Here is a 12829-nt window from a genome sequence, read left to right as displayed (position 1 = left end):
AAGGCCACATACGAACACACGTATGTGGCCTTCGGTGTTTTTTGTTTAAAGAACATAAAAAAAGGAGAAAAAAATGGCACTGGCAATATATTTGAAAGAACTGCTGAAAGCACTGGAACTGGATTTGAAGACCTATCTCAAAAAGCACTACGAGCTCTTTGAGGCAGTGGATACCGGCTATACGGCCAAGGATGGCAGGCAGCAGCTGACAGAGCTCATCTACCATGGCCACAGCAGCCACGTCTGCCGCTATTGCCGGCGTGGGCTTAAAAAGAAAACCATGCGCCTTGTGGTAAAGGAGGGCAAAAACCATGTGGTCAACGGCCTGTCCAAAGAGGTGGAGGACACCGAGGGAAACCTGTACGTGCTCTGGGTGTGCAGCTGCGAATGCGAGCACTGTGCCAGGCGCCAGCGGGTGCTGCCCGCCTTTGCGGGACGCTGGATGCGCCACAGCTTGTTTACAGTAGCCCAGACCCTTCTACATTTATTTGAAAACGATGAACTGGATAAAAAACCCCTGAAAGCCCGGCGCGGCCGCCCAGTGCTTACCATGCCCTTTTACGGTGAGCTGAGCACCGTGTACCGCTGGCGGCAGAAAATAAAAATAATTTTTGATTTTTAATAATAAAAAACACGTTTACGCATCGGATAAAACCATAAAAGCCTGTATCATAGAATCATCAGCAGGAGCAGCCACAAAACGCTCTTGATGAAATAGAAATATTATATTTTACAGGAGGTTTACAATGAAAAGTAAACAGACAACCATGACAACCGCGGCAGAACAAAAAGGATTTAGCCCATGGTGTGCTTCGTGCGCGCTAAAACAGGAGGACCGGCTTTTAGGCAGCTTTGAGAGCCTTTCCAGTATTGATATGCGCATTGAGCTGTGTTTTATGGAAAAGCAGCTCATAGCCCTGCAAAAAGAATATGAGAAAAAAGCCCGGATCTATCTGAAGGACGACTATGAGCGGCAGACGTATAAGAGCGCCAGATATGAGGCGGCCAAAGCAGGAGAAAATGATATCCCTGTGTCCCGTCTGGCCGAGATCATGCGGGATATGGGCCTGAACATTGGGAGGAACCAGCTGTACGTCTGGCTTCGGGAAAAGGGCTTTGCCTATTTTAACAATCAGTGCAACCGTAATTTACCCACCCGGCAGTCTCTGGATAAAAAACGCATGACCATTGAGTACAAAGACTATGTGGAGAAAAAGAGTGGCCGTCTCAAGCAGTCCCCCGAGCTTCGGATCACCCCTCTGGGCCAGACCTTTTTTATCCGTGCACTGGCAGAGGAAAGAAGCAGAAGATGAACTACCTGACCGAGCTCCTGGCCTTTTACAGATGGCTGGCCGACAGCCCTGTGAGCCCGCTGCTCCAGGCCTACTGGCACCTGCTCATGTATACGAACAACCGGGCGGCCATCCGTACGGCTGAGGGCGTGTGGTACTGGCCGGTAGCGTTTAAGCTGCCAAACACAATGGCCATGCCCCTCTTAGGCCTAAAGGACCGGCGTGTCCTGCTGCGGCAGAGGGGGTACCTCATTAACCGCGGACTTGTGACGTACCAGAAGAACGTCAGCCAGCGGGCAGGGCTTTACCGCATGGTGCCCTTTGATAAAGGCCTTGAAGCCATCTGGGTGAGGGATGAAAGAAGGGACAGTGTGACACAGGTCTGGGCGCAGGCTGTCCCGCTATCTGCGGACGGGCTGTCCCCGTTAATAAACATAAACACTAAACAGACTTCTCTATTGTATAGTAATCAGGAGGACGCGGCAAATATCCACGGCTTCAATCTGCTTCCGCCGCTCAGTGATGAGGAAAAGGCAGAAATCAAAGCCCGTTGCCCCGATGATGATGTGGCTGCCTTTAACGCCATGTGGGCAGCCAGAGAGAGAAAACAAATGGCGGGAAAAAAGTAAGACTTTAAAATTTATGGAGGGAATCATATGAATCGATATGGCAGGGGACTTGGAATCATCAGCCGCAGACGGGGCTACAGAGTCGAGGCGGCGTGCCGGATGAACGCGGGCTTTTATGCCCGCAGCGCGGAGGAGGCTGAGGATCTGTTTAACGATCTCAGCGCCGCGGTGGAGGACCGTTTTCCAGGCATTGTGCTTGAGATTACAGATGTGTATGAGGATGACTGAAAAGGAGAAGTGGTATGGATTATAAGGAAATTGAACGGTGGGTGCTCCGCGCGCAAAAGGGTGATGGCGAGTCCATGGCCTTTCTGGAGCGTATGTTTCGCCCGCTGATGCTGGCGTCGGCGGATAAGGCCCGGCCGGAGAATTACAGCTTTGAGGATTGCCTGCAGGATGCGCGGCTCTTTTTTCTGGAGGGTGTGAAGTGCTATGACGGCACGCGGGGCGGTGGCTTTGCCGCTTATATTAAAACCTATCTTTACCGGTCGCTGCAAAACAAACGCAGGAAGTGCTGGCGCCGCCTGGTGCGGGATATCTCCGGCGATGGGAGCAGCCATGAGGAGGAGGAAGGAACTTTGTTCGATACCCTGCCAGATTTTTCGGTTGACATTATGGGGAATTATATCCATCGAGAGGAACTGGAAGCCCTGTCAAAGGCTATGGCTGAGCTGACGCCGGGTGAGCTTTCCCTGCTGAGGGCCGTTTACGGGCAAGGACAGACCTTGAGATGCGCCGCCCAGAGTCTGGGAATGGGTTACAGCACAGTCCAGTACCGGCACCGCAGGCTTCTGGAGGTTCTGAAAAAGCGGCTGACCGAAGCGCCGTTAAGAAAAGAATTGGTCAAAAAGAGGATTCCAGACAACTTATAGAAAAGGGCGGCTGCATTCTTCAAGAAAGCTTCAAGAAATGGAAAAAGGCTTTTATTTGCTGTGGTCAGGTGCTATGATAGGTTCATGCTAAACATGGAGGTAAATCGATATGAAAAAATTAGAAGGTAAAGTCGCCATTGTGACAGCCGCAACCGCCGGGATTGGTCTGGCGAGCGCAAAAAAGCTGGCTGAGAACGGCGCCTTGGTTTATATTGCAGGGCTGGAGGATGAACTGGCTCAAAAGGCCCTGGCCGAATGCAGCGAGGAGAAGCTGAATGTTAAGTTTCACCCCTTTAACGCCTTTGATTATGAGGGATACCATGTGATGGTGGAGCACGTCGCCCGGGAGGAGGGGCGCCTGGATATTCTGGTGAATAACTTTGGCATGGGCATTCCCACCAAGGATTTTGATATTCTGACAGGAGACCCTTATGCGTTTTTCGACATTCTGCAAAAAAATATCGGCAGTGTGTACCTGCCCTGTAAGCCGGCCATCCGCTATATGGTGGAGCATGGCGGCGGTAATATTGTCAATATTTCCAGTATCGGCGGCCTTTTACCGGATGTCTCCAGACTGGGCTATGGTGTGTCTAAGGCGGCCATTAACTACCTTACAAAGGCCATTGCCCTGCAGTTTGGGAATAAAAATATCCGCTGTAACGCGGTAGCGCCGGGAATGATTGGCACCGATGCAGTTAAAAACAGTATGACAGGCGATTTCCAAAAGGCATTTTTACGCCATGTACCCCTTGGCCGGGTAGGCGAGCCGGAGGATATTGCCAACGCGGTGCTGTTTTTGGCGAGTGATGATTCCTCCTTTATTACCGGGCATATTCTGGATGTGGCCGGCGGCTTTGGCATCGGCACTCCAGAGTACGCCGATGCGGTGAAGGGGTAAACAAAAAGAAAGCACCGGTGTGAAAACACCGGTGCTTTTGCGTGCATACAGGATATTATGGTGTAATGGTCATTAAAATGCCAGTATATAGCCAGCTGCTCCCCGCGATGGGGTCTCCGACAGTAAAAATCTGATCCGGCTTTTCTTCACCGTTATTGGGATCATAAACGGTGCATGGGCATGGGTCCTTTTGCTCCTGCTTTTTTATAAGCATGTAGTGGAGGAGCATATCGCAGGCGGTCAGATCAAAGGTATTGCTTGTAATGCTGATGGTGTACTGCCCAGGCTGCAGTGCCTTTAGCGGGTCTTCGCAGGTAAAATTGAACAGTGGCTTTTGTCCATGGGTATTAACAGATCGGATGAGCGCGATAAACGGCGGGTCGACGGGCATGAGACAGGTTGGCTTAAGCCCGCATTTTTGAAGATAGTCGGCCATTTTTATGGGTGAGCAGTAATCGGAGGTCATGACGCCGCTAAAGGGATAGCTGAATTCATGAATGCTGTCCCCAAATTTAATTTGGTCGTGAATTTTGTTTGCATATTCAACGGCGTCATCAGGTGTTTTAAACGGACAAGCGTTGTGTTCAAGCTCCCACAGCAGATAGGCAATGGAAAAGGCGCCACAGTTATAGGGTTGGTCTTGTTGGATATATTTTGGCATTTAATCTTCTCCTTTAGGGTTCGGTTATAATTTCCAGTTTTTTCTGATAAATATTCAGCTGGCTGGTTTCTTCACACTGCCGAACCAGCGTCTCAAGCAGCTCGGCGCAGGCCAGCTCATAGTGGGCTTCGTGAGCGGATATCCAGTTATAGGGAGCTCCGGCAAGCGTTGGACCAGTGTAGAGTTCAACCGCTCTCCGGCAGTTCTCAATCTCTGAGCGGTTATAGTACAGTGCGTCAAACTCCCAGAGATCACTGTAGACCTGAGAAATATCCAGACCCAGGGTTCCGCGCTGGGTAATGAGCGGTATGCAGATACCCTGTTGGCGAAGGTTTTTAAACCATTCCAGCGTTTTATACAGGCAGTACATGGCCTGGCTTTCTGTGCGGCCGGGCCAGATCGTTTCAGCAATGTTTTTCTTTGAAATCAGATTGCCTTTTTCGCAGATCAGATAGGCCAGCAGCTCCTCTGCCTTCCTGGACTGGAGAACCAGGGGCTCCTGTGCATAGAAGATGCGCAGGGGGCCAAAGCAGAATACGGCCAGCAGCTTATCGGTTCTTTGAGAAATAAAGGGTTTACCGGCATACTGGTGAATCCGTTTTTTTTCATGGGATGGCTGACGGGGCTCAGGCAGATGGTATTTCCAATAATTTCACATTCCAGCGCATCACCTGTGTGAAGCTCTAATTGTTCCACCACCGAAGAGGGCAGTGTGATTTGTGATTTTTCCCTGAATTTTATATTCATAATATGTAGGTCCCTTTCTCGTTACTATTAATAAAGTTTGTCTTTTTTATGCACGCATTATTAAAATAACATACTAATTGTATTATATCAGCAGAAATTGGAAGTTTTTTTGAAGAATTTCAGAATTTAAAGAATTTATAGTAAGATGAACCGGCTTCGTCGCGTTGATTACCTGTTTAAACGATAAAAATTTAAACATTTACAATAAAAATAGGAAAAATTTACAATTAATTAGAGTTATATAACCATTTTTTGATATTCTTAGAAAAAACTTAAAACATAAAAATAGCGAAGGATGTTAAGCCTCCGCTATTCATATTATTAATAGTTACCAATAACAACATTGCGGTCATCAAACAAAGGAATCTCGGTGCCGCTGCCTGTCTCACGATTGGCCAGTGTGCGGATAACAGAGAAATCCTCCCAGAAATGCATGGGGATCAGAACCTTTGGATGCAGCTTGTCAATAAAGTATTCCGCGGCGCGGCAAGCCGAGCCGCCAAGGCGGGAGTCCACCGGAACAAAGGCCACGTCCATTTTGTGATTGCCGGTCTGCGCCTCAATTTTCTGGATAACGGCTTTGAAGTCGCGCTCCTCCACCTCGGGGTTAATGTTGGGGTGTGATTCGGTATCCCAGTCCCACCAGTTTAAATCGCCGGAATGGAAGATATTCTTACCCTCGGCCTGTACAAAAAAGGAAACGCCCAGGTCGGTCGAGCCAAAGGTTTCAATTTCGATGCCTGGAAAGCTCATTTTCTGGTAAGGTGCCATATAATGGATATTGCGTCCGCCCTTTTCGGGAATATCGTCGCTGAAAATGTAGGTGGTGTCATAATCGCTGCCATAGGAAAGGATCTTTTGTGAGAAATGGTCTTGATGGCTGTGGGTAACAAAGAAGTAATTTTTCCGACCTTTTCTGAGAAAATGGGGTGGAATATTCGTGATCGCATCAAAGATCAGTGTCATGCGCTCTAATTCTACGATGAAGCCACTGTGATGAAGATAAATAATTTTCATAAAATGCCTCCGGTTAATCATAAATTTACTTTTATTATACCATACTTATGCCCAGGTGATGGAGGGGTTATTCAATCTTTAAGAAAAGAAATTTGAAAATGTTTACGCCTCAAAAAGGTATCCGAACGTTTTAAAAACCATTGAAAATAAAGTTCGGAAATAGTAAAATACAAGTATCATTAAACAAAGGTGGAAGAGTAGTGATCAAACGAATTTTTGTAGAGAAAAAAGCGGGCTTCAATACCGAGGCCCAGGAACTGGCACAGACTTTTCAGCGCATTTTGGGCATTAAGGGTCTTAGCAGTATTCGTATCATTTACCGTTATGATGTTGAAGGATTAGAGGGAGAGCTTCTGGAAAATGTTAAACGGACCATTTTTTCAGAGCCTAATGTAGACAACATTTATGAAGACACCATGGCCTTTGGACCGGAGGAACAGGTCTTTGCCACCTCCTACCTGCCGGGTCAGTACGACCAGCATGCGGATTCAGCGGCTCAGTGTATTCAAATTTTAGCAGGCGAAAAGCCTTTAATCAAGGTTGCGAAGGTCGTTGCGGTTAAGGGCGATGTGAGCGGCGAAGAACTCGGAAAAATTAAAAAATACATGATTAACCCTGTAGACTCTCAGGAAACGGATCTCGGACCAAGGGATACCCTGACGGATAAAATCAAACAGCCGGCAGACATTGAGAGGATAGAGGGCTTTACTGATTTTAGCGCGGAAGCTCTGGAGGCTTACCGCCAAAAAATGGGCTTTGCCATGAGCGAAGCGGATATTGCGTTTGTACAGAAATATTACAGGGAAGATGAAAAGCGTGACCCGTCTCTGACAGAGCTGAAGGTTATCGATACCTACTGGTCTGATCACTGCCGTCACACGACGTTTTCGACCTGCATTGAAGCCATCGATTTTGAGCGCGGCCCGGTAACGGAAGCGGTTGAAAAAGCCTTTGAAAGCTATGACGCGACCCGTGACGCCCTTTACGGAGAAGATACCGACCGTCCCATGACCCTTATGGATTTGGCCGTGATCGGCACCAAGGAAATCAAAAAACGCGGCCTGATCCCGGATTTGGATGAATCGGAAGAAATCAACGCCTGCAGCGTCAACATGACGGTTGACCACGATGGTGTGGATGAGGACTGGCTGCTTATGTTTAAAAATGAAACCCACAATCATCCCACAGAAATCGAGCCCTTTGGCGGTGCGGCAACCTGCCTTGGCGGTGCGATCCGTGACCCGCTGTCTGGCAGAAGCTATGTTTACCAGGCCATGCGTCTCACCGGTGCATGGGACCCGAGAACACCGATTGAGGATACCCTGCCGGGCAAGCTGCCTCAGCGTAAGATTTCTCAGGAGGCGGCTCACGGCTACAGCTCCTATGGGAACCAGATCGGCCTGGCCACTGGCCAGGTAGTTGAGGTCTATGATCCGGGCTTCCTGGCCAAGCGCATGGAAGTCGGAGCGGTTATCGCGGCAGCGCCTAAGGAAAATGTTGTCCGCGAACGTCCGCAGCCGGGAGATGTCATTCTTCTGGTCGGCGGTAAAACCGGCCGTGACGGCTGCGGCGGTGCGACGGGTTCCTCCAAGGCACACACCGAGGAATCCATTCATGAAAGCGGCGCAGAAGTCCAGAAAGGTAACCCGGTTGAGGAGCGCAAGATTCAGCGTTTGTTCAGAAACGGTGATCTGGCCCGTATGATCAAGCGCTGCAACGACTTTGGCGCGGGTGGCGTATCGGTAGCCATCGGCGAGCTGGCAGACAGCCTGGATATCGATCTGGATAAGGTGCCGAAAAAATATGAAGGCCTTGACGGAACCGAGCTGGCGATCTCAGAATCCCAGGAACGTATGGCGGTTGTCGTCGCAGCTGAGGATGTCGACCATTTTATTGAGATGGGCAACGCCGAAAATCTGGAGGTTACCCAGGTAGCGGTTGTCACCGACACCGGACGTCTGGTCATGAAATGGCGCGGCGAGGAAATCCTCAACCTTTCCAGAGCGTTCCTGAACACCAACGGGGCTGCCCAGTATGCGGATGTTCTGGTTAAAGAACCCGAACCGCTTCATGAAAAATCAGAAACCATTGATTTTACGGCTAAAACCAGAGAAGTGCTCAGCAGCCTGAACGCTGCCAGCCAGAAGGGGCTGGCCGAAATGTTTGACAGCACCATCGGCGCTGGAACAGTGGTTATGCCATATGGTGGTAAGTACCAGCTGACGCCTCAGGATGGTATGGCGGCTAAAATTCCGGTTATTCACGGGGATACGACCACCTGCAGCATCATGACCTATGGCTACACGCCGGAATTATCCAAATGGAGCCCGTTCCACGGCGGTATCTACTGCGTACTTGAATCCTTATCTAAAATGGTGGCCATGGGGGGCGATTTCAGAAAATCCCGTCTGAGCTTCCAGGAATACTTTGAGCGTCTGAACAAAGACCCTGAAAAATGGGGCAAACCCTTTGCGGCGCTTCTGGGCGCCTTTGAAGCCCAGAAGGCCTTTGGCATTCCTGCCATTGGGGGTAAAGACAGTATGTCCGGAACCTTTGAGGATATGACGGTTCCGCCGACGATTATCTCCTTTGCCGTCGAAGCGGATAAGGTCCAGCATGTTCTCTCCAATGAACTGAAAAAAGCAGGATCAAACCTGTATCTCTTTGAGGTGGAACAGGATGACAACAAGCTTATTGATTATGATAAGGTAATGGCCATGTATGACCGTATCCGCAGTCTGAACATTGAGGGCAGGCTGCTCTCTGCCAAGGCGGTGTCTGCCAATGGTCTGGTCGACGCTCTGGCTAAGATGGCTTTCGGAAATAAGATTGGTGTGGATATTGCAGACATTGATGAAGCGCGCCTGTATGCGCCGCTTTATGGCAGTATTATCGTGGAAACCGCCGAAACCCTGGACGGCGCTGAGCGCATTGGTAAGACCACCGATACCGCAGCGGTCACCTATAAGGGAGAAAGCGTGGATATGGATGAACTGATCGAAGTGTGGGAAAGCGCCATGCGCAGTGTTTATCCAGAAAGCAAAACAACAGAGGGCAAGGTTCAGAAGATCGAATATACTGGCGGCCCTGTCGCTTTCGCTAAAGAAAAATTCGCGGCGCCCCAGGTCTTTATCCCGGTATTCCCGGGGACGAACTGTGAGTACGACACTGCTAAAGCTTTTGAGAACGCTGGTGCCAGGCCAGAAATCGTCGTGTTCAGAAACCGGACGGCAGACGACATCGCGGCGTCCGTCAAGGAAATGGCAGACGCCATCCGACAGTCCCAGATGATCATGATTCCCGGCGGTTTCAGCGCTGGTGACCAGCCGGACGGTTCGGGTAAATTCATCGCGGCTGTTTTCAGAAACCCTGAAATCCGGGACGCGGTTATGGAGCTCATTAAAAACCGCGATGGTTTAATGCTTGGTATCTGCAACGGCTTCCAGGCCCTGATCAAGCTTGGGCTGGTACCCTACGGCGAAATCGTGGATATTGAGCCGGAAATGCCGACCCTTACCTACAATACCATCGGCCGCCATGTGTCCACCATTCCAATGACAAAGGTGGTCTCAAACCTGTCGCCGTGGCTGGCGGGCGCCAAGGTGGGCGAGACCTACCGGATTCCAATGTCACACGGCGAAGGCCGTTTTATCGCAAGCGACGCGGTGATGAAGGAGCTCATCGCCAAGGGACAGGTTGCGACCCAGTATGTCGATTTTGACGGCAACGCCACCATGGACGGTGCTTTTAACCCCAATGGTTCTACCTGTGCGGTCGAAGGGATTACCAGCGCAGACGGGCGTATTCTGGGTAAAATGGGCCATTCCGAACGTATCGGAAAGGGATTATATAAAAACATTCCGGGTGAGAAGGATCAGCGGATCTTTAAATCCGGTGTTGAATATTTCAAGTAAAAGAAGGAGAATACAATTATGCCAAAAGTTGCAGTTATTATGGGCAGCGACTCGGATTTTGATGTTGTTAAAAAATGCCTGATCGCTTTGGAGAAATTTGATATTGAATATGACGCTGAGGTAATTTCAGCACACAGAAATCCGGACAAGATTTTCTCATATGTCCGTTCTGCCGAAGAAAACGGCATTGAGCTGATCATTGGCGCTGCCGGTAAAGCAGCTCATTTACCGGGTGTTATGGCAGGGCTTACCCCGCTTCCGGTTATTGGTATCCCTATTCAGACCTCTTTCCAGGGCGGCCTGGATTCGCTTTTGTCCATCGTGCAGATGCCATCCGGTGTACCGGTTGCCACTGTTGCGGTAAACGGCGCTGAAAACGCCGGTATCCTGGCAGCCCAGATGCTTTCCATCAAGTATCCTGAAATCCGTGAAAAGATGAAAGCCTACAAAGAAACACTGGACGAAGAAGTAGCGGCTAAGAATGAAAAGCTTCAGGCTAAGATTAATGGTTAATTCATTATTTCAAATATAGAAAGAGGTATTTAAAATGCAGAAATTAGAACAGTTATACGAAGGTAAGGCAAAAAAAGTTTTCAAGACAGAAGATCCGGACCAGTTTATCATCGAATACAAGGATGATGCGACCGCAGGAAACGGCGAAAAAAAAGGCACCATTGTGGGCAAGGGCGTCATCAACAATAAAATGACTGCCACCATTTTCAAAATGCTCGAAGAAAAGGGCATCCCCACACATTTCATCGAACTGCTGTCAGACAATGAACAGCTGGTTAAGGCTGTTACCATCTTCCCGCTGGAAGTGATCATCCGCAACACCGCGGCCGGCTCTATCTGCAAGCGCCTTCCATTTGAAGAAGGACAGGCTTTGGAAGCCCCAATCTTTGAATTCTGCTATAAGAATGACGACTACGGCGATCCAGTCATCAACGACAATCATGCCACCGCCCTGAAGCTGGCAACCCAGGAAGAGCTGGACGCTATCCGTGAAATGACCATGAAGATCAATGAGATTCTGAAAGCATACTTCCTGGAAAAGGGCATTAACCTGATTGACTTCAAGATTGAGTTTGGTAAAACCAATGACGGACAGATTGTTCTGGCCGATGAAATCTCACCGGATACCTGCCGTTTCTGGGATGTAAACACCGGAGAAAAACTGGATAAGGACCGTTTCAGACGTGACCTCGGCGGTATTGAAGAAGCTTACGAAGAAATGTTAAAGAGAGTCAACGGCTAATCGCCCGTACTCATTATGATTTGTCAACAGACTGCACGGAGCAGGGGCGAAACAGCGCCTGCTCCAAAGAAATATTTACGGAATACGGTATAGAATGTGTTTCAATGGATGACAGCATGATTCCATTTTTGGAGGAAGAACGAATCAATGAGAGAAGACAAATTTCATGACGAATGTGGCGTCGTAGGTGTGTATTGTAAGAGTCGTGAGACAAACTGCGCTTCTTATATCTATTATGGCTTGTATGCGCTTCAGCACAGGGGGCAGGAGAGTGCGGGCATCTCGGTTAACCGTGATGGCAGGATCACAACCCATAAGGATCTCGGCCTGGTGGCAGATGTCTTTAGGGGGAATGTCCTGAAATCCATGAAGGGGAACCTGGGAATCGGCCATGTGCGTTATTCGACCTCAGGAGAGGGCGGCGTGACCAACGCCCAGCCGTTAACGGTCAGCCTGAAATCAACCCAGATTGCTCTGGCTCACAATGGCAACCTGGTAAATGATAAGGCCTTGAGGGATATGCTGGAGGATTCCGGCGTTGTTTTCCAGACCACCATCGACACAGAGGTCATGGTTGATATACTGGCAAGGGGCCTGCGCCACGGCGTGATTGAGGCCATCCAGCGTATGGTTGAGATTATCAAGGGCGGTTTTGCGCTGGTGATCACACTGGAGGATAAGCTCATCGGTGTCCGCGACCCATACGGCCTGCGTCCGATCTGCCTTGGCAAAAAAGATGACATGTACATGCTCGCTTCAGAAAGCTGTGCCATTGACGCCATTGGCGGTGAGCTGATTCGCGACCTGAACCCGGGTGAAATTGTCGTCATTGATGAAAATGGTATTCAGAGCTATGGGCAGAATAACTGGGCCAGCAAGAGAGCCTGTATTTTTGAGCAGATTTACTTTGCACGTCCCGACTCTGTCATGGAAGGGCGCAGCGTTTACCAGGCCCGCCATACCGCTGGGCGTATCCTGGCCAGGGAAAGCCCTGTGGAGGCAGATGTGGTGATCGGTGTGCCGGATTCCGGTATTCCGGCAGCTATCGGCTATGCGGAGGAGTCAGGCATTCCCTATGGCATGGGCCTGATAAAAAATAAATACAGCGGGCGGACCTTTATCCAGCCCAACCAGAAGCTGCGTGAAGAAGGCGTGCGTCTGAAGCTGAATCCGCTGAGAGATACCATTGAGGGCAAGCGGGTGGTCATTATTGATGACTCCATCGTGAGGGGGACAACCTCCAAACGGCTTGTTGAAATATTGAGAAGCGGCGGCGCAAAGGAAGTGCATTTCCGCGTGACCAGCCCGCCGGTATCCCATACCTGCCATTTTGGCATTGATACCCCAAAACGTAAATATTTGATCGGCGCCAAGAAATCTGTGGAAGAAATCCGCGGGATTCTGGGTGCGGACTCACTGGCCTATATCAGCCTCGACGGCTTAAACGAATCCGTCGGAGGCGGCACAGAGTACTGCCGGGCTTGTTTTGACGGCGACTACCCTATGGAAGTCCCTGTCTTAAAAAAAGATGATTAAAAGGAGAG

General features: G+C 49.7%; 14 protein-coding genes. 10 read left to right on the top strand and 4 right to left on the bottom strand.

Going from position 1 to position 12829, the window contains the following annotated elements:
• Window positions 1-73: 73 nt before the first annotated feature.
• The 6 genes from CPZ25_RS08245 (at window position 74) to hdhA (ending at window position 3691) form a co-directional block, all read left to right on the top strand.
• Window positions 74-622 (top strand): hypothetical protein, encoded by a 549-nt coding sequence (locus CPZ25_RS08245; RefSeq protein ID WP_096920377.1) that lies wholly within the window; start codon window positions 74-76, stop codon window positions 620-622.
• 124 nt (window positions 623-746) lie between these two features.
• A complete protein-coding gene (locus tag CPZ25_RS08240; protein WP_096920378.1) occupies window positions 747-1313 on the top strand; it encodes a phage antirepressor KilAC domain-containing protein in 567 nt (188 codons plus the stop codon).
• The gene (locus tag CPZ25_RS08235) at window positions 1310-1921 is read left to right on the top strand and encodes a hypothetical protein (RefSeq protein WP_058693721.1); all 612 of its coding nucleotides are present in this window, start codon (window positions 1310-1312) and stop codon (window positions 1919-1921) included. The genes CPZ25_RS08240 and CPZ25_RS08235 overlap by 4 nt, the downstream gene beginning before the upstream one ends.
• Before the next feature lie 27 nt (window positions 1922-1948).
• A complete protein-coding gene (locus tag CPZ25_RS08230) occupies window positions 1949-2149 on the top strand; it encodes a hypothetical protein (protein ID WP_096920379.1) in 201 nt (66 codons plus the stop codon).
• A gap of 14 nt (window positions 2150-2163) precedes the next feature.
• On the top strand, window positions 2164-2793 hold the full coding sequence (locus CPZ25_RS08225; protein ID WP_096920380.1) for an RNA polymerase sigma factor: 630 nt from the start codon (window positions 2164-2166) through the stop codon (window positions 2791-2793).
• Between the two features lie 109 nt (window positions 2794-2902).
• Window positions 2903-3691, top strand: coding sequence for a 7alpha-hydroxysteroid dehydrogenase (gene hdhA / locus CPZ25_RS08220; RefSeq protein ID WP_074618424.1), 789 nt, complete (start codon window positions 2903-2905; stop codon window positions 3689-3691).
• A 55-nt stretch (window positions 3692-3746) separates the two neighbouring features.
• On the opposite strand, the gene CPZ25_RS08215 is transcribed toward hdhA, so the two are convergent.
• The 4 genes from CPZ25_RS08215 to CPZ25_RS08205 form a co-directional block, all read right to left on the bottom strand.
• Window positions 3747-4352: a hypothetical protein gene (locus CPZ25_RS08215; RefSeq protein WP_058693724.1), complete on the bottom strand. Its 606-nt coding sequence runs from the start codon at window positions 4350-4352 to the stop codon at window positions 3747-3749.
• Between the two features lie 13 nt (window positions 4353-4365).
• Window positions 4366-4722 carry an AfsR/SARP family transcriptional regulator gene (locus CPZ25_RS08210; protein WP_058693725.1) on the bottom strand — a complete coding sequence of 119 codons (357 nt, stop codon included), beginning with the start codon at window positions 4720-4722 and terminating at the stop codon, window positions 4366-4368.
• A 77-nt stretch (window positions 4723-4799) separates the two neighbouring features.
• Window positions 4800-5099 (bottom strand): AbrB/MazE/SpoVT family DNA-binding domain-containing protein, encoded by a 300-nt coding sequence (locus CPZ25_RS21160; RefSeq protein ID WP_058693726.1) that lies wholly within the window; start codon window positions 5097-5099, stop codon window positions 4800-4802.
• A gap of 321 nt (window positions 5100-5420) precedes the next feature.
• A complete protein-coding gene (locus tag CPZ25_RS08205; RefSeq protein ID WP_096920381.1) occupies window positions 5421-6116 on the bottom strand; it encodes an MBL fold metallo-hydrolase in 696 nt (231 codons plus the stop codon).
• Between the two features lie 200 nt (window positions 6117-6316).
• Here CPZ25_RS08205 and CPZ25_RS08200 point away from each other — a divergent pair, with 200 nt between their 5' ends.
• The 4 genes from CPZ25_RS08200 to purF all read left to right on the top strand — a co-directional run bounded on the left by CPZ25_RS08200 (window position 6317) and on the right by purF (window position 12821).
• Entirely contained in the window at window positions 6317-10030 is a 3714-nt protein-coding gene (locus CPZ25_RS08200; protein WP_096920382.1) for a phosphoribosylformylglycinamidine synthase, read from the top strand.
• A gap of 18 nt (window positions 10031-10048) precedes the next feature.
• Window positions 10049-10543, top strand: a complete 495-nt coding sequence (gene purE, locus CPZ25_RS08195) for a 5-(carboxyamino)imidazole ribonucleotide mutase (protein ID WP_013379507.1) — start codon at window positions 10049-10051, stop codon at window positions 10541-10543.
• Window positions 10544-10577: 34 nt separating this feature from the next.
• The gene (gene purC / locus CPZ25_RS08190; RefSeq protein ID WP_013379508.1) at window positions 10578-11285 is read left to right on the top strand and encodes a phosphoribosylaminoimidazolesuccinocarboxamide synthase; all 708 of its coding nucleotides are present in this window, start codon (window positions 10578-10580) and stop codon (window positions 11283-11285) included.
• Between the two features lie 147 nt (window positions 11286-11432).
• Window positions 11433-12821 carry an amidophosphoribosyltransferase gene (gene purF / locus CPZ25_RS08185; protein WP_090413617.1) on the top strand — a complete coding sequence of 463 codons (1389 nt, stop codon included), beginning with the start codon at window positions 11433-11435 and terminating at the stop codon, window positions 12819-12821.
• Window positions 12822-12829 lie beyond the last annotated feature (8 nt).

The sequence above is a fragment of the Eubacterium maltosivorans genome, from assembly GCF_002441855.2.
Classification (GTDB): domain Bacteria; phylum Bacillota; class Clostridia; order Eubacteriales; family Eubacteriaceae; genus Eubacterium; species Eubacterium maltosivorans.
This window is presented reverse-complemented; position numbering and strand designations above follow the sequence as displayed.

What these genes read in the sequence shown, in the direction of transcription:
- CPZ25_RS08245 (WP_096920377.1), top strand. Translation starts at nt 74, where the DNA reads ATGGCACTGGCAATATATTTGAAAGAACTGCTGAAAGCACTGGAACTG.
- CPZ25_RS08240 (WP_096920378.1), top strand. Translation starts at nt 747, where the DNA reads ATGAAAAGTAAACAGACAACCATGACAACCGCGGCAGAACAAAAAGGA.
- CPZ25_RS08235 (WP_058693721.1), top strand. Translation starts at nt 1,310, where the DNA reads ATGAACTACCTGACCGAGCTCCTGGCCTTTTACAGATGGCTGGCCGAC.
- CPZ25_RS08230 (WP_096920379.1), top strand. Translation starts at nt 1,949, where the DNA reads ATGAATCGATATGGCAGGGGACTTGGAATCATCAGCCGCAGACGGGGC.
- CPZ25_RS08225 (WP_096920380.1), top strand. Translation starts at nt 2,164, where the DNA reads ATGGATTATAAGGAAATTGAACGGTGGGTGCTCCGCGCGCAAAAGGGT.
- hdhA (WP_074618424.1), top strand. Translation starts at nt 2,903, where the DNA reads ATGAAAAAATTAGAAGGTAAAGTCGCCATTGTGACAGCCGCAACCGCC.
- CPZ25_RS08215 (WP_058693724.1), bottom strand. Translation starts at nt 4,352, where the DNA reads ATGCCAAAATATATCCAACAAGACCAACCCTATAACTGTGGCGCCTTT.
- CPZ25_RS08210 (WP_058693725.1), bottom strand. Translation starts at nt 4,722, where the DNA reads ATGTACTGCCTGTATAAAACGCTGGAATGGTTTAAAAACCTTCGCCAA.
- CPZ25_RS21160 (WP_058693726.1), bottom strand. Translation starts at nt 5,099, where the DNA reads ATGAATATAAAATTCAGGGAAAAATCACAAATCACACTGCCCTCTTCG.
- CPZ25_RS08205 (WP_096920381.1), bottom strand. Translation starts at nt 6,116, where the DNA reads ATGAAAATTATTTATCTTCATCACAGTGGCTTCATCGTAGAATTAGAG.
- purE (WP_013379507.1), top strand. Translation starts at nt 10,049, where the DNA reads ATGCCAAAAGTTGCAGTTATTATGGGCAGCGACTCGGATTTTGATGTT.
- purC (WP_013379508.1), top strand. Translation starts at nt 10,578, where the DNA reads ATGCAGAAATTAGAACAGTTATACGAAGGTAAGGCAAAAAAAGTTTTC.
- purF (WP_090413617.1), top strand. Translation starts at nt 11,433, where the DNA reads ATGAGAGAAGACAAATTTCATGACGAATGTGGCGTCGTAGGTGTGTAT.